At 72.8% G+C, this 21,507-nt stretch carries 21 protein-coding genes; 7 read left to right on the top strand and 14 right to left on the bottom strand.

Going from position 1 to position 21,507, the window contains the following annotated elements:
- Positions 1 to 94 precede the first annotated feature (94 nt).
- The 4 genes from ACH47X_RS02520 to rraA are packed head-to-tail and all read right to left on the bottom strand — an operon-like array spanning position 95 to position 3,803.
- Positions 95 to 1,780 carry a ribonuclease J gene (locus tag ACH47X_RS02520; protein ID WP_397401070.1) on the bottom strand — a complete coding sequence of 562 codons (1,686 nt, stop codon included), beginning with the start codon at positions 1,778 to 1,780 and terminating at the stop codon, positions 95 to 97.
- A gap of 34 nt (positions 1,781 to 1,814) precedes the next feature.
- Entirely contained in the window at positions 1,815 to 2,780 is a 966-nt protein-coding gene (dapA, locus tag ACH47X_RS02515) for a 4-hydroxy-tetrahydrodipicolinate synthase (protein ID WP_397401068.1), read from the bottom strand.
- Positions 2,781 to 2,784: 4 nt separating this feature from the next.
- Positions 2,785 to 3,342, bottom strand: coding sequence for an AAA family ATPase (locus ACH47X_RS02510; protein WP_397401066.1), 558 nt, complete (start codon positions 3,340 to 3,342; stop codon positions 2,785 to 2,787).
- Entirely contained in the window at positions 3,339 to 3,803 is a 465-nt protein-coding gene (gene rraA / locus ACH47X_RS02505) for a ribonuclease E activity regulator RraA (RefSeq protein WP_397401064.1), read from the bottom strand. Before rraA ends, ACH47X_RS02510 begins: the two co-directional genes overlap by 4 nt.
- A 91-nt stretch (positions 3,804 to 3,894) precedes the next feature.
- Here rraA and ACH47X_RS02500 point away from each other — a divergent pair, with 91 nt between their 5' ends.
- The 7 genes from ACH47X_RS02500 to ACH47X_RS02470 all read left to right on the top strand — a co-directional run bounded on the left by ACH47X_RS02500 (position 3,895) and on the right by ACH47X_RS02470 (position 9,535).
- Complete coding sequence (locus ACH47X_RS02500) at positions 3,895 to 5,367, top strand: NAD-dependent succinate-semialdehyde dehydrogenase (protein ID WP_397401062.1); 1,473 nt, start codon at positions 3,895 to 3,897, stop codon at positions 5,365 to 5,367.
- Positions 5,368 to 5,426: 59 nt separating this feature from the next.
- On the top strand, positions 5,427 to 6,185 hold the full coding sequence (locus ACH47X_RS02495; RefSeq protein WP_397401060.1) for an AzlC family ABC transporter permease: 759 nt from the start codon (positions 5,427 to 5,429) through the stop codon (positions 6,183 to 6,185).
- A complete protein-coding gene (locus tag ACH47X_RS02490; protein WP_020016801.1) occupies positions 6,182 to 6,502 on the top strand; it encodes an AzlD domain-containing protein in 321 nt (106 codons plus the stop codon). Before ACH47X_RS02495 ends, ACH47X_RS02490 begins: the two co-directional genes overlap by 4 nt.
- Positions 6,503 to 6,539: 37 nt before the next feature.
- The gene (locus ACH47X_RS02485; protein WP_397401058.1) at positions 6,540 to 7,043 is read left to right on the top strand and encodes a GNAT family N-acetyltransferase; all 504 of its coding nucleotides are present in this window, start codon (positions 6,540 to 6,542) and stop codon (positions 7,041 to 7,043) included.
- A gap of 103 nt (positions 7,044 to 7,146) precedes the next feature.
- Positions 7,147 to 7,614 (top strand): hypothetical protein, encoded by a 468-nt coding sequence (locus ACH47X_RS02480; protein ID WP_397401056.1) that lies wholly within the window; start codon positions 7,147 to 7,149, stop codon positions 7,612 to 7,614.
- Between the two features lie 58 nt (positions 7,615 to 7,672).
- Positions 7,673 to 8,173 (top strand): GNAT family N-acetyltransferase, encoded by a 501-nt coding sequence (locus ACH47X_RS02475; RefSeq protein ID WP_397401054.1) that lies wholly within the window; start codon positions 7,673 to 7,675, stop codon positions 8,171 to 8,173.
- A 63-nt stretch (positions 8,174 to 8,236) separates the two neighbouring features.
- The gene (locus ACH47X_RS02470) at positions 8,237 to 9,535 is read left to right on the top strand and encodes an MFS transporter (protein WP_397401052.1); all 1,299 of its coding nucleotides are present in this window, start codon (positions 8,237 to 8,239) and stop codon (positions 9,533 to 9,535) included.
- A 2-nt stretch (positions 9,536 to 9,537) separates the two neighbouring features.
- Here ACH47X_RS02470 and ACH47X_RS02465 read toward each other — a convergent pair whose 3' ends face one another.
- The 10 genes from ACH47X_RS02465 to ACH47X_RS02420 form a co-directional block, all read right to left on the bottom strand.
- Positions 9,538 to 10,032: a hypothetical protein gene (locus ACH47X_RS02465; protein WP_397401050.1), complete on the bottom strand. Its 495-nt coding sequence runs from the start codon at positions 10,030 to 10,032 to the stop codon at positions 9,538 to 9,540.
- The gene (gene dapB, locus ACH47X_RS02460; protein ID WP_397401048.1) at positions 10,029 to 10,802 is read right to left on the bottom strand and encodes a 4-hydroxy-tetrahydrodipicolinate reductase; all 774 of its coding nucleotides are present in this window, start codon (positions 10,800 to 10,802) and stop codon (positions 10,029 to 10,031) included. The genes ACH47X_RS02465 and dapB overlap by 4 nt, the downstream gene beginning before the upstream one ends.
- Before the next feature lie 89 nt (positions 10,803 to 10,891).
- The gene (locus ACH47X_RS02455; protein ID WP_397401046.1) at positions 10,892 to 12,220 is read right to left on the bottom strand and encodes a M16 family metallopeptidase; all 1,329 of its coding nucleotides are present in this window, start codon (positions 12,218 to 12,220) and stop codon (positions 10,892 to 10,894) included.
- Between the two features lies 1 nt (position 12,221).
- Entirely contained in the window at positions 12,222 to 14,468 is a 2,247-nt protein-coding gene (locus ACH47X_RS02450) for a polyribonucleotide nucleotidyltransferase (RefSeq protein ID WP_397401044.1), read from the bottom strand.
- A gap of 221 nt (positions 14,469 to 14,689) precedes the next feature.
- Positions 14,690 to 14,959, bottom strand: a complete 270-nt coding sequence (gene rpsO / locus ACH47X_RS02445; RefSeq protein ID WP_020016810.1) for a 30S ribosomal protein S15 — start codon at positions 14,957 to 14,959, stop codon at positions 14,690 to 14,692.
- Positions 14,960 to 15,153: 194 nt separating this feature from the next.
- Positions 15,154 to 15,297 (bottom strand): hypothetical protein, encoded by a 144-nt coding sequence (locus tag ACH47X_RS02440; RefSeq protein WP_397401042.1) that lies wholly within the window; start codon positions 15,295 to 15,297, stop codon positions 15,154 to 15,156.
- Positions 15,298 to 15,765: 468 nt separating this feature from the next.
- Positions 15,766 to 17,673 (bottom strand): heme peroxidase family protein, encoded by a 1,908-nt coding sequence (locus ACH47X_RS02435; protein WP_397401040.1) that lies wholly within the window; start codon positions 17,671 to 17,673, stop codon positions 15,766 to 15,768.
- Positions 17,674 to 17,802: 129 nt separating this feature from the next.
- Positions 17,803 to 19,344, bottom strand: a complete 1,542-nt coding sequence (locus tag ACH47X_RS02430) for a DUF6297 family protein (protein ID WP_397401038.1) — start codon at positions 19,342 to 19,344, stop codon at positions 17,803 to 17,805.
- Positions 19,341 to 20,021: an ABC transporter ATP-binding protein gene (locus tag ACH47X_RS02425; RefSeq protein ID WP_397401036.1), complete on the bottom strand. Its 681-nt coding sequence runs from the start codon at positions 20,019 to 20,021 to the stop codon at positions 19,341 to 19,343. Before ACH47X_RS02425 ends, ACH47X_RS02430 begins: the two co-directional genes overlap by 4 nt.
- Positions 20,022 to 20,067: 46 nt before the next feature.
- A complete protein-coding gene (locus ACH47X_RS02420) occupies positions 20,068 to 21,501 on the bottom strand; it encodes an ATP-binding protein (protein WP_397401034.1) in 1,434 nt (477 codons plus the stop codon).
- Positions 21,502 to 21,507 lie beyond the last annotated feature (6 nt).

Raw genomic sequence — 21,507 nt, 5'->3', positions numbered from 1 at the left:
CCGGGGAGACGACAACACAACGGGCGGGGTAACACCAGAGGTAGCAGTGCTACCTCAGCGTTACCCCGCCCGAAGGGTGGTGCTCAGCTGCCGATCACGCCTCGACGACCACCGGCACGATCATCGGCTTGCGCCGCAGCCGGGTGGCCACGTAGCGACCGATGGTCCGCCGCATGATCTGCTGAAGCTGGTGCGTGTCCGTGGCCCCGCCCGCGATCGCGTTCTCCAGCGCCGCGGTGACCTCCGGCATCACCTTGTCGAACACCGAGGCGTCCTCGGCCATACCCCGCGCCAGCACCTGCGGGGGTGCCAGCACCTTACCCGTCGCCGTGTCGATCACGGCGAAGACTGAGACGAAACCTTCCTCGCCCAGGATCACGCGGTCCTTGAGCTCGGCCTCGGTGATCTCGCCGACCGAGGAACCGTCAACATACACGTAGCCGCACGGCACGGCGCCGACCACGGAGGCCTTGCCGTCCACGAGGTCGACCACGACGCCGTCCTCGGCGAGCACCACTCGGTCGGCCGGCACACCGGTCCGGACCGCGAGCGCCCCGTTGGCCACGAGGTGGCGCACCTCGCCGTGCACCGGCATGACGTTCTTGGGCTTGAGGATGTTGTAGCAGTACATGAGCTCGCCGGCCGAGGCGTGCCCGGAGACGTGCACCTTGGCGTTGCCGCCGTGCACGACGCGCGCGCCGAGGCGGGTGAGGCCGTTGATGATGCGGAAGACGGCGTTCTCGTTGCCCGGGATGAGGGACGACGCGAGGATGACGGTGTCGCCGTACTCGACCTGCACCTTGTGGTCACCGTTGGCCATGCGGCTCAGCGCGGCCATCGGCTCGCCCTGCGAGCCGGTGGACATGTAGACGATCTGGTCGTCCGGCACCGAGTCGGCCTTCTTCAGGTCGATCAGCACGCCCGGCGGCACGTCGAGGTAGCCGAGGTCCGCTGCGATGCCCATGTTGCGCACCATGGAGCGCCCCACGAGGGCGACGCGCCGACCGTGGGCGTGCGCGGCGCGCAGCACCTGCTGCACGCGGTGCACGTGGGAGGAGAACGACGCGACGATGATGCGCTTGTCCGCGTGGGCGAACACGTTGTCCAGCACGGGGCCGATCTCGGCCTCGGGCGTCACGAAGCCGGGCACCTCGGCGTTGGTGGAGTCCACCATGAAGAGGTCCACGCCCTTCTCGCCGAGGCGGGCGAAGGCGCGCAGGTCCGTGATGCGGCCGTCGAGCGGCAGCTGGTCCATCTTGAAGTCACCGGTGTGCAGCACGGTGCCGGCGGCGGTGGTGACCGCCACGGCGAGCGCGTCCGGGATGGAGTGGTTGACCGCGACGAACTCGCAGTCGAAGACGCCGAGCTTCTCGCGCTGCCCCTCCTTCACCTCGAGGGTGTAGGGCTTGATGCGGTGCTCCTTGAGCTTCGCCTCGATGAAGGCGAGGGTCAGGCGCGAGCCGACCAGCGGGATGTCGTTGCGCAGGCGCAGCAGGTAGGGCACGGCACCGATGTGGTCCTCGTGCCCGTGCGTCAGCACGATCGCCTCGATGTCGTCGAGACGGTCCTTGATGTAGTCGAAGTCCGGCAGGATCAGGTCCACGCCGGGCTGGTTGTCCTCGGGGAACAACACGCCGCAGTCGATGATCAGCAGCCGTCCGGCATGCTCCAGGACCGCCATGTTGCGTCCCACCTCGCCCAGGCCGCCGAGGGCGACCACACGCAGACCGCCGTCGGGCAGTGCGGGGGGCAGGGACAGTTCGGGGTGAGGATGACTCACGTGGCCTCCAAGGCCTCGTTCCAACAGAAAAGTTTCAGTGCCCGGCGGAGCTCGCCCGAGCGAGCTCGTTCACCTCGGGCTGGTGTGCGTCGCCGTCGCGCAGCAGGCCGGCCTCGGCCAGCACCGCGCGCAGGGCGGCGACCTCGTCGTCCGACGCGGCGACGTTGGGCAGACGCAGGAAGCGGTTGTCCGTGACGCCGAGCAGCTCGACCGCCGCCTTGGCCATCACGGCCTGGGCGCCCGCGCCGTTCAGCGCGTCGATGACGCCGGTCGTCGTGCGGAAGACCTCGATCGCTCCGGCGATGTCACCGGCGTCGAACCGGCGGACCGTCTCCGCGAAATGGGCGCCGACCACGTGGGCCGACACGGACACGATACCCGCACCGCCGACGCTCAGGAACGGCAGGAGCAGCCCGTCGTCGCCGGAGTACCAGGCGAGGCCGGTCTCGCCGATGAGCTTGCTGGCCGCGTAGACGTCGCCGGTGGCGTCCTTGTTCGCGATGATCCGGGGGTGCCGCGCCAGGCGCCGGTAGGTGTCGGGGGCGATGCGCACCACGGTGCGGCCCGGCACGTCGTACAGCATCACGGGCAGGTCGGTCGCGTCCGCGACGGCCACGAAGTGCTGGTACAGCCCTTCCTGGCTCGGCCGGGAGTAGTACGGGGAGACGACGAGCAGGCCGTCCGCGCCGGACTCTGCGGCCTGCTCGGCCATGCGGATCGCGTGCACGGTGTCGTTCGAGCCGGCACCCGCCACGACCGCGGCGCGGCCGCCCACGGCCTCCACGACCGCGGCGACGAGCTCCTCCTTCTCCGGGGTGTGCGTCACCGGCGACTCGCCGGTCGTGCCGGACAGGACGATGCCGTCGTTGCCGTCGTCCACGAGCTTCTTCGCCAGCTTCGCCGCCGCCTTCAGGTCCACGGCGCCGTCGGGCGTCATCGGGGTGACCATGGCAGTCAGTACCGCGCCGAACGGGCGCGCGGGATCAGTGGGAAGAACCATGGGCCTACCGTACCGTTCCCCGCCCCCGCGACGGGCTCTGGCCCGCCGACCCGCCGGGTGTCACACCAGCCTCCACGAGCACCTCCAGCGCCGCGACCGCGCGCGCGAGATCGTCGTTGACCAGGCGGAGCACGCCGGGGGTCCGCGCCACCTCCCGCAGCCCCTCCGCGTAGGCGTCCGTCAGCGCCGCCCCGAGGTCGCCCCGGTGGGCCGCCGCGTCCCGCCGGAGCCGCTCCGCGACCACCCCGCGCGGTGCCTCCACCAGCACGTGCGTCCAGCGGGCGGACGCCGCCTCGGCCGCCTCCGCGAACCGGCGTACCTGCTCCGGCCGCGCCACGAGCTGCGGGACGACGACGTCGTGCCCGGCGCGCAGGTGCTCCACCGCCATGACGAGCCCGAGCGACCGGGCCGGGCCGGCTGTGTCTCCTGGCGGGCCGCTGATCAGCGCGCGGACCACGTCGATGTCGAGGCTCAGCGTGCCCGGCCGGCGGGCCGCCCAGGCAGCGGCGAGCGTGGACTTGCCCACCCCGGGCAGGCCGTTGAGCAGGACGAGCCGGGTCACCGCTCGACCAGCACGCCGTCCTCGTCCGCGTGGACCATGGCGCCCGGGCGGAACAGCACACCGCCGATCTCGACGGGCTCGTCCAGCACGCCCGCGCCGGTCTTCGCCGACTTGCGCGGGTTGGTGCCGAGCGCCTTGACGCCGAGCCGCAGCCCGCCGATCGCCACCGAGTCACGGATCGCGCCGTGGATGATCGCCCCGGCCCAGCCGTTCTCGACCGCCGCCGCGGCGATGAGGTCGCCCATCAGGGCGCTGCGGAGCGAGCCGCCGCCGTCGACCACCAGGACCGCACCCTCGCCCGGCGTCTGCGTCACCGCCTTGACCAGCGCGTTGTCCTCGTGGCACCGCACGGTGCGCACCGGGCCGGAGAAGGTCCGCACCCCGCCGAAGTCGCGCAGCTGCAGGGCGAGCGAGGCCAGCGCCTCGCCGTGCTCGTCGTAGAGGTCGGCCGTCGCGGTCATCGTGATCCCCCGTCTCGTTGGCGTGGGCCAGACGATACTCGGTCCCGGTTCCGGGGCCCGACGCGCTTGCGCCGGAGTGGATACTCGGAATATGACGGCGACGACGCTCTCCCCCGCCCTCGTGGCGCACCTGCCCACCGGCCTGCTCATCGACGGGCACTGGGGCCCCGCGTCGGGCCGCGCCACGTTCGAGGTCACCGACCCCGCCACCGCCCAGCCCATCTTCGACGTCTCGGACGCCACCGCCGCCGACGCCGTGCGCGCCCTCGACGCCGCGCACGCGGCCGCCCCTGCCTGGCGCGCCGTGCCGCCGCGCGAGCGGTCCGAGCTGCTGCGCGCCGTCTTCGACCGCATCGTCGCCCGCGCCGACGACGTCGCCGCGCTCATCACCGCCGAGGCCGGCAAACCCCTGGCCGAGGCCCGCGCCGAGGTGGTCTACGGCGCCGAGTTCCTGCGCTGGTTCGCCGAGCAGGCGGTGCGCGCCGACGGCCTGGTGCGCACGGCGCCGTCGGGCGGCAACAAGCAGTACGTGAGCCGCCGGCCCGTGGGCCCGTCGCTGCTGATCACGCCCTGGAACTTCCCGATCGCGATGGCGACCCGCAAGATCGCGCCCGCGCTCGCGGCCGGCTGCACCGTGGTGGTCAAGCCGTCCGAGCTCACCCCGATGACCACCCTGCTGGTCGCCGAGATCATCCGCTCGGAGGCCGAGTCGCGCGGCCTGCCGACAGGCATCGTCAACGTGGTCCCGACCACCCAAGCCGGCGCCGTCACCGAGCCGCTGTTCGACGACCCGCGCCTGCGCAAGGTCTCGTTCACCGGCTCCACCCGGGTGGGGCAGGTGCTGCTGGCCCAGGCCTCGAAGAACGTGCTGCGCAGCTCCATGGAGCTGGGCGGCAACGCGCCCTTCGTCGTGTTCGAGGACGCCGACGTCGACGCCGCGGTGCAGGGCGCGCTGATCGCCAAGCTGCGCAACGCCGGCCAGTCCTGCGTCGCGGCCAACCGCTTCCTGGTGCACGACGCCGTCGCGCGCACCTTCGCGGACAAGTTCGCCACCGCGGTGGGCGAGCTCGTGACCGCCCCGGGCACGCAGCCCGGCGCCCAGGTGGGCCCGCTCATCAACGAGGCCGCCGTCGAGAAGGTCTCGGGCCTCGTGGACGACGCCGCCGCGCACGGCGCCCAGGTGCTCACCGGCGGCTCCCGCCTGGAGCGCAGCGGCCACTTCTTCGAGCCCACCGTGCTCACCGGGGTCAGCGGCGACGCGCGGATCGTCACCGAGGAGATCTTCGGCCCGGTCGCGCCGATCGTGGCGTTCGGGTCCGACGACGAGGCCTACGAGCTGGCCAACGGCACCCCGTTCGGCCTGGCCGCCTACGCGTACACGACCTCGCTCGCCCGCGCCCAGCGCGCGATGGACGAGATCGAGGCCGGGATGATCGGCATCAACCGCGGCCTGGTGTCCGACGCGAGCGCGCCGTTCGGCGGCGTGAAGTCCTCCGGCCTGGGCCGCGAGGGCGCGGAGGCGGGCATGGAGGAGTACCAGGAGACCGTGTACGTGGCCCTGTAGCGCGTCCGGCCTGCGGTCGCCGCACCGGGCCCGGTGCGGCGACCACGTAGCCTCACGGCGTGAAGGTCCTCCCCACCGAACCGGCGGCCCGGGCCGCCGTCCGCCAGGGCGTGAGCGTCTCCGTGGCCACCGGCCTCTACGGCATCTCGTTCGGCGCCCTGTCCGTGGCGGCCGGCGTCGGCCTCGGCCCGACCATGGCGCTGAGCCTGCTCATGTTCTCCGGCGGCTCGCAGTTCGCGCTGGTCGGCGTGATCGGCGCCGCGGGCACACCCGTGGCCGCGATCGCCACCGCCACCCTGCTCGGCCTGCGCAACACCCTGTACGGCGCCGTGGTCTCGCCGCTGCTCCAGGTGCGCGGCTGGCGCCGGCTCGCGGCCGCGCAGGTCACGATCGACGAGTCGACGGCGGTCGCCGTGGCCCAGCCCGACCCGGCCGTGTCCCGCATCGGGTTCTGGGTCACCGGGCTCGGCGTCTACGTGCTCTGGAACGCGTTCGTGCTGCTCGGCGCCCTGGCCGGCGACGCACTGGGCGACCCGCGCGCCTGGGGGCTGGACGCCGCCGCCGCGGCCGCGTTCCTCGCACTGGTCTGGCCCCGGCTGGCACCACGCCGCGCCCAGCTCGTCGCGGGCCTGGCGGTGGCGGCCACGGCCGTGCTCATCCCCTTCGTCCCGCCCGGCATCCCGGTGCTCGCGGCGGCCGCCGTGGCGATCGTCGTCGGGCTGGTGGCGCCGGCATCGGTGCCTGCCGAGGCGCCGTCCGACCCGGCCGGAGACACACCCGCCGACGAACCCGAGACCGACCGGGAGCCCGCCCGATGACCACCGCCGCCCTCTGGACCACCGTGCTGGTGGCCTCCCTGGCCTGCTTCGCGCTCAAGCTCGGCGGGCACCTGGTCCCGCGCTCGTGGCTCGCCTCCGAGCGGGTCTCGCGCGTCACGACCCTCGTCACGGTGGCGCTGCTCGTGTCGCTCGTCGTGGTCCAGGGCTTCGCGGACGGCCGCACGCTCGTGGTCGACGCCCGTGTCCCCGCCCTCGCCGTCGCAGCCCTCGCACTGGCCCTGCGTGCCCCGTTCATCCTGGTGGTGGTCCTGGCGGCCGCCACGGCTGCCGGCCTCCGCGCCCTCGGCTGGGGCTGACCCGACGCCGGCCGGCGGGGTGCCGCTAGGGTTGAGCGTGGCCCTTTTTCGCGAGACCGCCGATGTGTCCGTCCGCCCAGCCGTCGCCGGTGACGAGGCGGCGGTGACCGACGTCCAGGTCGCCGCGTGGCGCGCCACGGGTGTGCTGGGCGAGGGGGTGCTCGACCAGCTCGACGTCCCCGCGATGCGCGAGCGCTGGGCCTCGGCGATCACGTCGCCACCCGGACCGGGGTTCGCCGTGCTGGTGGCGCTCGCCGGCCCCAAGGTCGTGGGGTTCGCCGCGGTCTCCCCCGGCCAGGTGCTCTCGCTCGAGGTGCTGCCCGAGTCGCAGCGCGGCGGGCACGGCTCTCGGCTGCTGGCGGCCGCCGTCGACCGGCTGCGCTCCGACGGCTCCGACACCGTGACCACCTGGGCACTGGTGGACGACACCGCCCGCGCGCAGTTCCTCGCGGCCAGCGGCCTCGGCGAGGACGGCCGCAGCCGCACCCTGGCCACCGGGGTGCGCGAGGTCGTCGAGCACCGCTGGTCCGCCCAGATCTGACGCCGCCGCGGCGCGCGGCCGGAACGGTCGCGTTCGGCAGGCGAACTCAAGGTTTCACGCCCGCGTGACAGTCCCGTGACACGACCTTGCGACCATCGACTGCATGGGGATCCGCACGGAGTACTTCGCAGCACCCACCGACGAGGTGGCGGCGACGGCGCTCCACACGCCCGGAGGGCCGTCAGAGCCCGACCTGCGCACCGACCAGCCCCGGTTCGACGCCGTCGCGGTGCCGTCCGTGGACCCGTTCGTGATGCTCGGCGGGCTCGCCGGCGTGCTTTCCGGCCGGCCGTACGCCGAGGTCACGGCGCACCCGCGGCACGGCGCGCTGGTCGGCAGCGGCGGCGAGGAGGGGCCATGGGTGGTGACCGTGTCGCAGATCCTCGTCGACGACCTCGCCTCGGCCGGCCCCATGCGCCTGGCCGCGGCAGCCCGCGAGTGGTCCGGCGACGCGACGCCCGCCGTCGCCCCGCAGGTACTCGTCTCGGCGCTGCTGTCCCTCGGGGCGCTCGCCGCGCGGGCCACGGACGAGCGCAAGGGCGTGTACTGCTGGACGAGCCTGACCGACTGAGCCGGAGCGCAACCGCAGGCTCCGTCGGCACCAAGCAGAGACCGGGAGAAGCAAGACCTTGAGCACCACCGATGCCCCGTCCGTCGTCGTCCACCGGTTCGACCCCGACTCACCCGGCGACGGGGTCACCGCGCTGCTGACGGCCTACCACCTGCGGACCGAGGCCGAGAAGGGCGTCCCGGTCGACGACGTCGCCGCACTGCCCGCGCGCTATCTGGCGGAGATCGTGGACCCGAGCTCGGCGTTCGCGGGCGACACGGTGCTGGTCGCCCGGCACGGGAACGCCGCGGTGGGCTGCCTGGTCGTCACCGCGCCCGTCGCGGGCCGCGCGGAGCTCAAGCGGCTCTGGACCGACCCTGAGCTGCGCGGCCGGGGCATGGCCTCCCGGCTGATCGGCACCGCGCTGACGGGCCTGGCCGACGGCGGCGCGCACACGGCCGCGCTGTCGGTCTGGCGGTGGCGCACGGGCGCGATCGCCCTCTACGAGGGGCTCGGCTTCGCCGTCGTCGACCCGTGGGACGAGCGGGCCGACCTGGTCTGCATGGAACGGGTCCTGTAGTCCGGCTGCCCGAGGGACGAGGCGCGTGCGCGACCGGGTTCGCGGAGGTGCTTCACTTGCCCCGTGAACCGCGCCCGTAACCCGCTCTGGCGGACCCTCGTCGAGCTCCGCGGCAACCCCCGCGCCTGTGTGTGGACCGAGCCGCTGTGGGGCCTGTCCATGGCCCTCGTGCTGCCGTACGCGTCGGTGTTCATGCTGGCCCTGGGCCTGCACGACGCGCAGATCGGGTTCCTCGCGACCATCGGCATGATCTCCCAGGTCGGCTTCGGGCTGGCCGGCGGGATCATCACCGACCGGCTCGGCCGGCGCGCCACGACGGCGTGGTTCGACGTGATCGCCTGGGTGATCCCGTGCGTGCTGTGGGCGTTCGCGCAGGACTTCTGGTTCTTCCTCGCGGCGTCGCTGGTCAACGGCGCGCTGCAGGTCACGCAGAACTCGTGGGACTGCCTCATGGTCGAGGACGCCGAGCGGGGCAAGATCACGCGGATCTACTCCCTGGTGAAGGTCGCGGCCGACTGCTCGGCGCTGTTCGCGCCGCTGGCCGCCGTCCTGGTCGCACAGCTCGGGCTGGAGCCCGCGGTCCGCATCCTGTACATCAACGCCGCGGTGGTGATGTCGGTGAAGATCGTCTGGCTCTACCTGTGGTCCAACGAGACCCGGCAGGGCCGCGTCCGCATGGCGGCCACGCGCGGGCAGAGCGTGTGGAGCCTGCTGGCCGGGTACCGGGGCGTGCTCGGGCTGCTGCTGCGTTCGCGCGGGTCGCTCCTCGCGCTGGCGGTGGCCGCGCTGACCGCAGCGGTCACGCTCGTCAACGGCACGTTCTGGCAGGTGGTGGCCAGCCAGCACCTGGGCGTGCCGGACGCGCTGCTGCCGTTCTTCCCGATGGTCCGCTCGGTGCTGTCGGTGGTCTTCTTCTTCACGCTGATCCCGCTGCTGACCACCGCCGTCGACCTGCGGCGCGCGACGCTGCTGGGGTTCGGGGTGCACCTCGCCGGGCAGGTCGTGCTGGTCGCGATCCCGGCGGCGAACGGCGGCGCGACGGCGTCCACGTACGCGTTCCTCGGCCTGTGCCTGCTGCTGGACAGCTTCGGCGCGGGCATGCTGTTCATGCTCTCGGAGTCGCTCGTGGCGCTGCACGTGGACGAGGGCGAGCGCTCGCGCGTCATGGCGATCCAGCGGACGTGCGTCATGCTGGCCGCGGCGCCGTTCGGCTGGATCTCCGGCTGGCTGTCCGGGATCGACCGCACCTACCCGTTCGTCCTGACGTCGGCGCTGCTCGTCGTCGGCCTCGTGCTGGTGTCGCTGCGCTGGGTGCCGACCCACCCGGGCGAGGAACCCGCGCTGACGGCCGACCCGGCCTGAGGTCAGGCGCGGAACAGCCGGGCCGCGTGCCGCAGCGCCTCGCGCGCCCGGCGGCGGTCGCCCGCGGCGTCGTATGCGAAGGCCAGGCGGTACCGGGCGCGCCAGTCCTCGGGCGCGGCCTCGACGGCCACCCGGTACGGCTCGAAGGCCTCGTCGGCGGCGGCCCGGTCGATGCGCCCGCCGGGTGAGCGCGGCAGATCGTCCACGGGCAGGTTGCCCTCGGCGAACAGGGTGTCCGCCATCTTCTGCACGGTGGCGGCCAGCCAGTACTCCTTGGCGATCAGCCCGATGACCAGCAGCGGGATGACCAGCACGCCCAGGCCGATGGCGATCAGCACCGGTTCGCCGGTGCGCACCATCGAGACGCCGCGGCCCGCGATCTGCCAGATGTACAGCGCGAGCAGCGCCGTGACCGCGATGGCCCCGGGCAGCCCTCGCGGCAGCTTGCGGCCCGACGTCGGCCGCTCGACCGGTCGCCCGGACCCCGGCTCGCTCATGACAGGTCCAGCACGTTCTCGAGGCCGACGGTCAGCCCGGGGCGGGAGACCACGGAGCGCACGGCGAGCAGCACGCCCGGCATGAACGACGCCCGGTCGAACGAGTCCTGCCGGATGATGAGCTGTTCCCCCTCGTTGCCGAAGAGGATCTCCTCGTGCGCCACGAGCCCGCGCAGGCGAACGGCGTGCACCCGCACCCCGTCGACGTCGGCACCGCGGGCCTCCCAGCCCGTCTCGGTCGCGTCGGGCGACGGCCCGCGGCCGGCCTCGGCGCGGGCGCCGGCGATGGCGGCGGCGGTGTGGCGGGCGGTCCCCGAGGGCGCGTCCACCTTGTTCGGGTGGTGCAGCTCGACGACCTCGGCAGACTCGAAGTACCGGGCGGCCTTGGCGGCGAACGTCATCGCCAGCACCGCCGAGAGGCCGAAGTTCGGCGCGATCAGCACGCCGAGCGCGCCCGTGCTGCCCGAGCCCCCGGGCGAGAGCTCGGCGAGGTGCGCCGAGACCCGGGCCCGCGAGGCGTCGTCCCACCCGGTGGTGCCGACCACGGCGTGCGCGCCGGCGTCGAGCACGGCGTGCACGTTGGCCTCGGTGACGGCCGGGACGGTGAAGTCCACGGCGACGTCGGCTCCGGCGAGGGTCTCGGCAGAGACGGTGTCGCCGCGCCCGAGGCGGGCCACGAGCCGGAGCCCGTCGGCCGCCTCGACCGCGGCGCAGGCCTGTGTGCCCATGCGGCCGGTCGCACCGAGCACGGCCACCTTGATGTCACTCACGATCTACACCCTAGTTCCTCGTTGAGTGCTGGATATTTGTCGTCCCGGAGGCCCCGGGACCACAAATACCCAGCACTCAGCGGCGCGGTTCAGTTGTCGAACGGGCCCACGCGGACCACCGAGCGCGGCCGCGCCGCGAGGTCCTGCGCCAGGTCCTGCACGTCAGCCGCGGTGACCGCCTGGATGCGCTCCAGCGACTCGGCCAGCGACAGCAGGTCGCCGTACACCAGCTCGGCCTTGCCGAGCCGGCTCATGCGCGAGCCGGAGTCCTCCAGCCCGAGCACCGTGCCGCCGCTGAGCTGCCCGACGGACCGCTTCAGCTCGGCCTCCGTGATGCCGTCCTGTCCGAGCTTCTCCAGCTCCTCGACGAGCAGCTCGGTGACCTGGTCGGCCTTGGCGGCCGCGCAGCCCGCGTACAGGCCGAACGTGCCGAGCCCGCCGTGCGCCGAGGCGAACGAGTACGTCGAGTACGCCAGGCCCCGCTTCTCGCGGATCTCCTGGAACAGTCGCGACGACATGCCGCCGCCGAGCACCGCGTTCAGCACGGACAGCGCGAAGCGCCGGTCGTCCGTCGCCGAGATGCCTGTGGACCCGACGATGATGTTGGCCTGCTCCACCGAGCGCTTTATCGTCAGCTCGGTGCCTGCCTCCGGCACACCGGCTCTGTCCTCCGTGGTGGACCTGCGGTCCCGCGGCGCGGTGGCCGGGTCGAGGTCCCAGCCGCCGTCGGTCAGCGCCTGGGTGACCTGCTGCACGAGCTTGTCGTGGTCTATGCCGCCGGCCGCCGTGATCACGAGGGTCTCGGGCCGGTAGTTCCAGCGGTAGTGGTCCCAGACCGCGTCGCGCGGCACTGCGTTGATGGTCTCCGGCGTGCCGCCGATGGGGCGGCCCAGCGCGTGGTCGCCCAGGACGACGGCGGAGAACTGCTCGTGCACGACGTCGGTCGGGTCGTCGTCGTTCATCGCCAGCTCTTCGAGGATGACGCCGCGCTCGGTCTCGAGCTCGTCGGTGTCCAGCCGCGCGGAGGTGACCATGTCGGCGATGACGTCCACGGCCATCGGCAGGTCGGAGTCGAGCACCCGCGCGTAGTAGCAGGTGTGCTCCTTGCCGGTGGCCGCGTTGGCCTCACCGCCGACCGCGTCGAACGCCTCGGCGATGTCCATCGCGGAGCGCCGCGCGGTGCCCTTGAAGAGCAGGTGCTCCAGGAAGTGCGTCGAGCCGAAATGTCCGTCGGTCTCGTCCCGAGAGCCGACGCCGATCCATGCGCCCATCGTTGCCGAGCGCTGGCCCGGCATGTTCTCGGTGAGCACACGGACACCGCCGGGCAGGACGGAGCGACGAATCGTCGCCCCGTCCTGCCCGGCGGTCAGCTCGGCACCGGGCTCGCCCGTGGGAACGAGCGGCAGGTGCCACGTCATGTCAGGCGTCCGCGGGCGCGGTGGCCTCGGCGGCCGGCTCGGCGGCGTCGGACGTGGCCGACTCCTCCTCGTCGGTCACGGCGACCAGCGAGAGCTTGCCGCGCGGGTCGATCTCGCCGATCTCGACCTGGACCTTCTGGCCGATGGACAGCACGTCGTCGACGTTCTCGACGCGCTTGCCGCCCACGAGCTTGCGGATCTGGCTGATGTGCAGCAGACCGTCCTTGCCCGGGGACAGCGAGATGAAGGCGCCGAACGACGTCGTCTTGACGACGGTGCCGACGAACCGCTCGCCCACCTCGGGGACGTGCGGGTTGGCGATCGCGTTGATCGCCGCGCGGGCGGCCTCGGCCGAGGGGCCGTCGGTGGCACCGATGTACACGGTGCCGTCGTCCTCGATGGAGATGTCCGCGCCCGTCTCCTCCTGGATCTGGTTGATCATCTTGCCCTTCGGGCCGATGACCTCGCCGATCTTGTCGACCGGCACCTTCACGGTGATGACGCGCGGGGCGTTCGGGGACATCTCGTCGGGGACGTCGATCGCCTCGGCGAGGACCTCGAGGATCGTCAGGCGGGCGTCGCGCGCCTGGCCCAGGGCGGCCGCGAGGACCGACGCCGGGATGCCGTCGAGCTTGGTGTCGAGCTGGATGGCGGTGACGAACTCCTTGGTGCCGGCGACCTTGAAGTCCATGTCGCCGAAGGCGTCCTCGGCACCCAGGATGTCCGTCATCGCGGCGTAGCGGGTCTCGCCCTCCACGGTGTCGGACACGAGGCCCATCGCGATGCCCGCGACCGGGGCGCGCAGCGGCACACCGGCGTTGAGCAGCGACAGCGTGCTGGCGCACACCGAGCCCATGGACGTCGAGCCGTTGGAGCCGAGGGCCTCGGAGACCTGGCGGATCGCGTAGGGGAACTCCTCGCGGCTCGGCAGGACCGGCACGATCGCGCGCTCGGCGAGCGCGCCGTGGCCGATCTCGCGGCGCTTCGGGCTGCCCACGCGGCCCGTCTCACCGGTCGAGTACGGCGGGAAGTTGTAGTTGTGCATGTAGCGCTTGCGCGTCTCCGGACCGAGCGAGTCGATCTGCTGCTCCATGCGGAGCATGTTCAGCGTGGTGACACCCAGGATCTGGGTCTCGCCGCGCTCGAAGATCGCGGAGCCGTGCACGCGGGGCAGCACCTCGACCTCGGCCGAGAGGGTGCGGATGTCCGCGAGGCCACGGCCGTCGATGCGGACGCCGTCGGTCAGCACGCGCTGGCGCACGAGCTGCTTCTGCAGCGAGCGGAAGGCAGCGGAGAGCTCCTTCTCGCGGCCCTCGAACTGGCCGTCGAGCTGCTCGTGGACGGTCGCCTTGATCTCGTCGAGCGTGTTCTCGCGCTGCTGCTTGTCGGCGATCGTGAGCGCGTCGCGGGTGGTGCCGGAGACGGCGCCCTCCACGGCGGCGTAGGCGTCGGGCTGGTAGTCCGGGAAGAGCGGGAACTCCTGCGTCTCCTTGGCGGACTGGCCGGCGAGCTGGGCCTGCGCGTCGCACAGGGCCTTGATGAACGGCTTGGCCGCCTCGATGCCCTCGGCGACGACCTCCTCGGTCGGCGCGGCGACGCCCTCGTTCTTGATGAGGTTCCAGGCACCGTCGGTGGCCTCGGCCTCGATCATGGCGATCGCGACGTCGTCACCGACGACACGGCCGGCCACGACCATGTCGAAGACCGCGCGCTCCTTGTCGGAGTACTTGGGGAACGCGACCCACTGGCCGTCGATCAGCGCGATGCGGACGGCGCCGACCGGGCCGTCGAACGGCAGGCTGGAGATCTGGGTCGACGCCGACGCGGCGTTGATCGCCAGCGTGTCGTAGGCGTCGTCCGGGTGGATCGCCATGACGGTGATGACGACCTGGACCTCGTTGCGCAGGCCCTTGACGAACAGGGGGCGCAGCGGGCGGTCGATCAGGCGGCAGGCCAGGATGGCCTCCGTCGAGGGACGGCCCTCACGGCGGAAGAACGAGCCGGGGATGCGGCCCGCGGCGTACATCCGCTCCTCGACGTCCACCGTCAGCGGGAAGAAGTCGAACTGGTCCTTGGGGTGCTTGCCGGCCGCGGTGGTCGACAGCAGCATGGTCTCGCCGTCGAGGTACGCGGCGACGGAGCCGGCGGCCTGCTTGGCGAGGCGGCCGGTCTCGAACCGGACGGTACGGGTGCCGAAGCGACCGTTGTCGATCACGGCCTCGGCGAACTGGATCTCGGGACCCTCCACGGGTGCCCTCCTTCTCTGTGGTGTTCTCTTGGAACGCCCCCGTGCCTGACGGTCATCGATCGAGGCCCACCGAGCCGCCGCTCGCGTGGAGCGGGAGACTCGGGAAGCCACTACCGAGGACCGGACGAGGTCACGGGCGGCGCTGTTGCGTTGTCGTACTACAGCATCTCACCAGACCAGCCCGGCCCCCGCGACGGGGGCCGGGCTGGTGGGAAGCATGATCAGCGACGCAGGCCGAGCTTGTCGACCAGGGCGCGGTAGCGCTCGATGTCGATCCCCTTGAGGTAACCCTGGAGACGACGGCGCTGACCCACGAGGAGCAGCAGGCCACGACGGCTGTGGTGGTCGTGCTTGTGCTCCTTCAGGTGCTCGGTGAGGTCCTTGATGCGCTGCGTGAGGAGCGCGATCTGCACCTCCGGCGAACCCGAGTCGCCCGGCTTGGTTCCGTACTCGGAAATGATCTGCTGCTTCGTGGCAGTGTCGAGCGGCATGGCTCTCCTTCGGTGTCGTTGCGCGGTGCTCCGGGACTTGATTCACCGGGGCGCTCTGGATCCGCGGCCGTTCTGACGGCGGTACCACATTACCAGTGCTTGACGACCCCGCCTGCCCGCGGATCCGGAGACCTCCGCCACGTGTCGGACGTACAGGTCACCCGGGTGACCTGTACGTCCGACACGGGCGGGGCTCACGCGCCGTCGTGACCCGCGGCTTCGCGGATCGCCCGGATGCGGGCCTCGTACTCCGCCTCGGTGAGCCAGGGCTCGCTGGCGAGCCGCACGATCCGGCCTGACTCACCGTCGACGTGGTCGATCTCTGGCGGTCTGATCATGAAGTTGGGTGCGTAGGGCGACGTCGTGTAGCCAGCCGCATGTTCGACCTCGCGTTGTCCCTGGATGGAGAGAAGAACCAGGCGCCCTCCGACCAGCGAGAACCCCGCAGCGGTCCACGCTGCGAGACCAAGAATCCCGTACGCCCACACAGCCCATGCCGGGTAGACAAGGTCATCGCGCTGAGCAAGGAGGGCACCACCCCCGGCCCAGGCAATCGACGCCAGCAACCCGGGAACTCCGATGCGATCCAGCCTCCGGAGAGTGCGGTACCGGTCATGGGCTGAACGGCCGGGCAAGAGCTCGCGGGTCATCTTCGAATGCCACTCGGTCATCGTGCCGCCGTCGTCTCCCTGGCTGCCTGGAAATGTGAGTGGTCGGTAGTTTGTCAGCTGATCGGCACCCCGGGGTGCCGATCACCTGACAAACTACCGACCACTCACATCCCTGCCGTGAGCACGGCAGCGGGCTCACGCGCCGTCGTGGCCCGCGTAGCCCTTGCCGTTGCGGCGGAAGACCGGGCCCTCCTCGTCCTGGCCGATCGGGAAGACCCCCGCGAACGCCAGGAGGTCCGAGATCGTCGTGACGAGGCGGCCGTCCTCGAACCGGACGCCGTACGCAGGCGTCCAGTCACCGCCGGGACGGCGCATGAACGACTCGGGGTCGAGCCGCAGCAGGTAGACGAACGTCTCCGCCAGGATGCGGCTGCCGACCTCGCCCAGGAAGTTGCCGTTGCCCTGGACCTCGGCCTCCTTGAGCACGTAGTACCAGAGCGGCGTGCCGTCCAGGTCGTCGAGCGCGGCCACGACCTCGGGTGCGGCGTTCTGCCGCAGCTGGGCGGGCGTGAGCGGGCGGGCCCGCAGCTCCTGGGCCACGGCCTCCCCCGTCGGGAGCGCGAGCATGTAGCCACGCAGCAGGTTGCGCTGCGCGAGCTGCTTGAGCAGCGCCTTGATCGGCTCGGAGGCCGCGTTGCCCTCGTTCAGGAGGTGGCCCAGGCCGTCCGCAAGGAACGGGTCGATCTTGCGGGCCATGCGGAACGACAGGGGGTCGCCCTTGTCGGTCAGCCGCGGCCACTCGACGGGCCAGTTGGACGGCAGCGCTGGCGCAGGGTTCGCCGGGTTCGGGGACAGTCCGCCGTTGCCGGTGAACCGGAACAGCAGGTCGAGCGAGGCGACCCCGCCCGGGCCATTGCCGGTGAAGTTGACATTGAAGTCGTAGGCGCCGCGCACCATCGAGTGCCCGAACCGGAACGCCGCGACCGCGAACTCCAGCGGCATCGCCACCCGCCGCGCCGGCCGGAACAGCGTGGGCCCCGTCGCCAGGACGGAGTCCAGCACGCCCGACTTGGTCAGGGTGCGCAGGTAGTCGTTGACGACGAGCCACTGGTAGTGGAACCGCACCAGCTCCCGGGCCCGGTCGAACAGCTCGCGCTGGGTCACGGCGCACCACGGCTCGTACCGCGCCACCCAGTCCACGACGGCGTTGTGGAACCGGATCATCGCCACGTGGAACTGCGCCACGATCAGGTTCTCGTCGTTGCGGCTGTCGGGGATGAGCGGCATCCGCTCGCCGCCCGGGGCGGTGCTGCGCGGCAGGTCGCGCTGCGGGTCGTCGCCGGGGGCGACGAGCGAGAACGGCCCGAACGGCTCGGTGCCGATGCGGCCGAGCCGCAGCTTGGCCGAGTTCGGCACGTACGCGGCCTCGCTGCGTGTGGTGCCGCGGTCCTTCTCGCCCTCGAACCGGGGACCGGACCCGTACAGGCTGTCCAGGTCGAGCAGCGGGTTGCGCCCGTTGTGCAGGCTGCGCCGCACCACGTCGGGCTCGAACGGGCGGAACGGCTCGCTCACGATGTCGCCGAGCGCCTGGTCGCCGCCGGGGCCGGCGCCGTCGTCCGGGCCATTGGTGTTGAGCGTGATGTCGTGGTCGATGAACTGGCCCCAGTAGGTGTAGATGCCGGGGATCGTCGAGTCGCGCGGCGGCGCGGCGGGCGCCCCTGGAGCCGGTGCCCCGGCGGGCGCCTCGATCATGCCCGCGCCGAGCCGCAGCAGGGCGTCCCGGGTGCGGGCCACGTCGTCGCCCACCGGCAGGTGCGCGGCCGGGAAGTCCCGCGCGAGGTCGCGCAGCAGGTAGTCGAACGACGTCGTCGCGTCGAACCGCTGCTCGCGCAGGTCGCGGCGCACCGCGGCCTCCGTGCGCGGCATGAGCGTGGCCGTGCTGTCCTGCGGGTCCTGCGGAGCGTCCGGGTCGGCGGGGACGAACACACCCCCGTGACCGATCCGCCGGACCGTGCGGCCGGTGGGGGTCTGCGCGAGGTCGACGGCCTCGTGCGGGCTGTGGTTCGGGTCGCCCTGCGGCGGGGCTTGCGTGGTCTGGACCATGGGTCTCTCCTTCGCTGGGGTGAAGGTCCTCCACCACACACGGAGTGACGAGGATCACAGCCACGTACACCTCGGCGGGTGAACGCACCGCGCCGGGCCGCCGACCTGCGCCGACGGCCGGGCGCCCGGTCAGCGCGCCGCGCGCCACACCGCCGTCGCGGCCGCCAGCACCTGCGCGACGACGAGCGCCGGCGTCACGCCCGTGACCACCGCCCACGCGAGCGGGATCGTGCCCAGCAGCGCCAGGTCGGGCCCCTTGATCCGGTGCAGCACCAGCCCGGTCGGGAACGCGCCCGCCGGGGTGGCGATCATCGGCACGTCCCACTGCACGGGCCCCCGGTACGCCGCGCGGATCGCGGCCGCCCCGAGCACGACGGCGGCGGGCGCCGCGACGCCGAGCCACGGCCCGACGCCGCCCACCACGGCGACGAGCAGCAGCACAACGCCCGCGGAGAGCACCGGCCACACCGCGCGGACGGCGCGGGTGGTCCGCGCACCGAGCGGCAGGAGGGCGTCCAGCCGCGGGTTCTCCCCCGCCGCGCGCGGCCCTCCGGCACCCGCGAGCGCCCCGGCGTATCCGACGCCGGCCAGGACCGCCCAGAGGCCGATCCCGTCGGCGAGCGCGGGCACCTGCACGGCGACGGCCCCGGTGCACGCCAGTGCGAGCAGCGCCGCGAGGGACGCGGGCGAGCGCAGCAGCAGGCTGGCGTCGGCGGCGAGCAGGGCGCCCACCGGACCGCGCGCCGCACGGGGCACCCAGCCGAAGGCGCGCGACGCCGTCGGCCCGGTGCCCAGCGCCCGGCTGACGCCACCGCCGTCGAGGGAGAGCAGGGCGGCCGAGGCCTGCAGCGCGGCCGAGGCACGGGCGCGTAGTGCCCCGGCCCGGAGCCGGTCCAGGCCCCGCGCCCAGACGATGAGGGCGACGACTCCGACGGCGGCCAGCACCGCGGGCACGCTCCACGGCACGGCCCACGCCGCCCACGCGGGGGCCCAGAGCGCCAGGCCGAGGCCGGCCACCGGCACGGCGGCGAGCAGCAGGTCGAGCACCCGCCCGGGCAAGCTCCCCGAGGCGATGCCGGTCACCTGTAGCACACCGGCACCCGCGACGACCAGGAGCCCGACGGCGCCGCCGAGCACCGCGTCCACGACGATCCCCGCCGGGGCGAGCCCGGCGAGCGCCGCGGGCGCACCGCCCACGACCAGGCCCGCGCCGATGCCGACGAGCACCGAGCGGACCATCGACGGCGAGATGAGCCCCGTCCGGTCGGCGGCGGTGGGCACCCACCACCGCACCCCGGCGGCGGGCAGCCCGGCCGGGCCGAGCCGCAGCGCGACGGACGCTCCCCCGACCACGGCGAGAGCCAGCACGAGGGCCTGGACCAGGCCTGGGCCGAGCCCGAACGCGGTGGCGTCGGAGCCGAGCAGCTCCCGCACCGGGCCCCCGAAGCCCCACAGGTACAGCACGACCAGGGCGAGCGAGATCACGACCTCGGCGATGTCCAGCGCCACCCGGCCCGGTTCGGCGGGGAGGTTGTGCGCCCGCACCCGCGCGGTCAGCCGGCGCAGCTCGGCGCCGGTGAAGCTCTCCTCGTCGCTGCCCACGAGCCGCGGGAGCGGCTCGGTCCCGACCGGGCCGGCGTCGGCCGCGGCGCCCGCCGCCTCGCCGGTCACCGGAAGCCCGCCAGCACGCCCGGCGCCTCGGCCGGATCCAGGAGCGCGGCGTCGTCGTCGGACAGGTGCACGGCGCTCGCGCCCGAAGCCGCCAGCAGCCGGTCGTCGTGCGTGGCGAACAGGACGGCGGTGCCGGCGTCCGCCTCGGCGCGCAGCGTCTCGCCCAGCCGGGCGCGCATCGCGGTGTCCAGGCGCTGCTCCGGCTCGTCGAGCACGAGCAGGTCGCGCGGCCGCACCAGGGCGCTCGCCAGCAGGAACCGGCGGCGCTGCCCGGACGACAGGGTGTGCGGCATGGCGCGCCCGTGCCGTCTGATGCCCACGTGGTCGAGCACCTGGTCGACGACGGCGCCGGCATCCGGCACCCCGTGCCCGCGGGCGGTGAGCACGAGGTGCTCACGGACGGTCACGCCGGGAAAGAACGCGTCGTCGTCCAGCACGCCCGCGACGCGCGCGCGGAACCGCCGCTCCCGTTCGTCCACGCGGCGCCCGAAGGCACTCGCTCTTCCGGAGAGCGGCTCCTGGAGGCCGAGCACGGTGCGCAGGAGGGTGGACTTGCCGGTGCCGTTGGCGCCGATCACGGCGACGATGTCGCCCGCCCCCAGGGTGAGGTTCACGGGTGCGCAGACGGCGTTGCCGCCGTACCCGACCACCAGGTCGGACAGCTCGAGGTAGGTCATGCCCAGCCCAACGCACGAGGCGCGGAAAGGTCTCCCGACCAGCACCTCATCGCCAGGCCGCGACGATCTCGTCCGGGCCCCAGTGCGCGTCCAGCGGAAGGCCTGCCTCGAAGCCGCTTCGAGCCACGGCGACCAGAGGCGTGGCGGCGTCGGTCCCGGGCACAGCGCCCTGCGCCCGGGCGAGCTCGTCGAACTCGTGCCTTCCGAAGCGATCCGTCTCGTACCACTTCACGGAGCCGATGAACTCGACTCTTCGTGCCGTCGGAGCACGGTCCGCACCGACCAGGTCCACCTCGGGGTTGTTCTGCCGGTTCCACCAGCCGCCGACGGCTTCGACCTCAGGCCAGGGCGAGTCGAGCAGGATGCGCATCAACGACTCGCGCACGAGCGGTTCGACGGCCCGGCCGCGCCAAGCGGTCCAGGACCGCTCTATCCGGTCGAGCGCCACGTCCCCGCGCCCGCGTTCCACGAACGGGATCGCCCGGCGCAGGAAGGCGAGCCAGAAGCGCAGGTAGGGATCTCCGAGGCGGTAGCGCTTGTTCTTGGTGTCCGACGCCGTCGACAGCGGCAGGTCGGTCTCCAGGATCCGCTTGGCCTCAAGCGTCTTGAGCAGCGGGTTGAGGGTGCCGGCCGGCAGCGACCCCGAGTTCCCGGCAGCGGCGGCGATAGCCGAGAACGTCCGCTCGCCGTCACCCACCGCTTCGAGGATCGCCCTGCTGCGCGAGGACTCCGGGAACTCGCCGAGCAGCGAGAGCTCCCCGGCGACCAGCAGCGGTGAGAGCGGATCACCGAGTGCGTCGCGCAGGAACTCCGCTCGCGGCTGGCCAGGCGCCCAGGTCTGCACGATCTCGGGGAACCCGCCGGTGATCAGGTGCGCGTCGATCGCCTCCGCGGCGCCCAGGTCCGCCATCGTCTGGACGTCCGCCACGTTCAGCGGTGCGATGTCGATCTTGGTCGCGCGGCCGAAGAACGGCCGGCCGTAGGTCTGGAGCGCCTCCATGACCGACAGGTCGCTGCCGATCAGGAGCAGCAGCACGGGCTTCTGCGACAGGTACTTGTCCCAGACCGTCTGCAGCGCCCCCTCGAACTCGGCGTCCTGCTCGACCAGCCAGGGCACCTCGTCGAGCACCACGACGGCAGGCCGGTCGTCCGGTAGGAACTCGGCGAGCGCGCGGAGGGTTCCGTTCCAGTCCGGCGGACTCAGATGCGCGAAGATCTCGGGTGCCCGGAGGCTCGACTGCGTGAGCGTCGCGAGGAACTCTCGCCGCTCGGCCATGGCGTTGCGCCCTCGCGTCGCCTGGAACACGAAGTACTCGCGCCCGGTGCGGTCGCAGAACTCCTGCGCCAGTCGGGACTTCCCGACACGGCGCCGGCCGGTCATGATCAGCACCTTGCCGCGCGACGCACCCGTGCCCGCCTTGACGCCGCCCAGGAGCCCTTCGAGCCGGCGCAGGTCCGAGTCGCGTCCGCGAAACTCCATCGCCAC

The sequence above is a fragment of the Promicromonospora kroppenstedtii genome (assembly GCF_044389675.1).
In the GTDB taxonomy this organism is placed as follows: Bacteria; Actinomycetota; Actinomycetes; order Actinomycetales; family Cellulomonadaceae; genus Promicromonospora; species Promicromonospora kroppenstedtii.
The sequence above is the reverse complement of the archived record's forward strand: the minus strand, read 5'-3'. Positions and strand labels throughout refer to the sequence as shown.

Excerpts from the sequence above, each read along its gene's own strand:
- rraA (WP_397401064.1), bottom strand. The coding sequence starts at position 3,803 with ATGACCGCGACGGCCGACCTCTACGACGAGCACGGCGAGGCGCTGGCC.
- ACH47X_RS02420 (WP_397401034.1), bottom strand. The coding sequence starts at position 21,501 with ATGGAGTTTCGCGGACGCGACTCGGACCTGCGCCGGCTCGAAGGGCTC.
- ACH47X_RS02440 (WP_397401042.1), bottom strand. The coding sequence starts at position 15,297 with ATGATCAGACCGCCAGAGATCGACCACGTCGACGGTGAGTCAGGCCGG.
- rpsO (WP_020016810.1), bottom strand. The coding sequence starts at position 14,959 with ATGCCGCTCGACACTGCCACGAAGCAGCAGATCATTTCCGAGTACGGA.
- ACH47X_RS02455 (WP_397401046.1), bottom strand. The coding sequence starts at position 12,220 with ATGACGTGGCACCTGCCGCTCGTTCCCACGGGCGAGCCCGGTGCCGAG.
- ACH47X_RS02500 (WP_397401062.1), top strand. The coding sequence starts at position 3,895 with ATGACGGCGACGACGCTCTCCCCCGCCCTCGTGGCGCACCTGCCCACC.
- ACH47X_RS02490 (WP_020016801.1), top strand. The coding sequence starts at position 6,182 with ATGACCACCGCCGCCCTCTGGACCACCGTGCTGGTGGCCTCCCTGGCC.
- ACH47X_RS02435 (WP_397401040.1), bottom strand. The coding sequence starts at position 17,673 with ATGGTCCAGACCACGCAAGCCCCGCCGCAGGGCGACCCGAACCACAGC.
- ACH47X_RS02480 (WP_397401056.1), top strand. The coding sequence starts at position 7,147 with ATGGGGATCCGCACGGAGTACTTCGCAGCACCCACCGACGAGGTGGCG.
- ACH47X_RS02465 (WP_397401050.1), bottom strand. The coding sequence starts at position 10,032 with ATGAGCGAGCCGGGGTCCGGGCGACCGGTCGAGCGGCCGACGTCGGGC.
- dapA (WP_397401068.1), bottom strand. The coding sequence starts at position 2,780 with ATGGTTCTTCCCACTGATCCCGCGCGCCCGTTCGGCGCGGTACTGACT.
- ACH47X_RS02425 (WP_397401036.1), bottom strand. The coding sequence starts at position 20,021 with ATGACCTACCTCGAGCTGTCCGACCTGGTGGTCGGGTACGGCGGCAAC.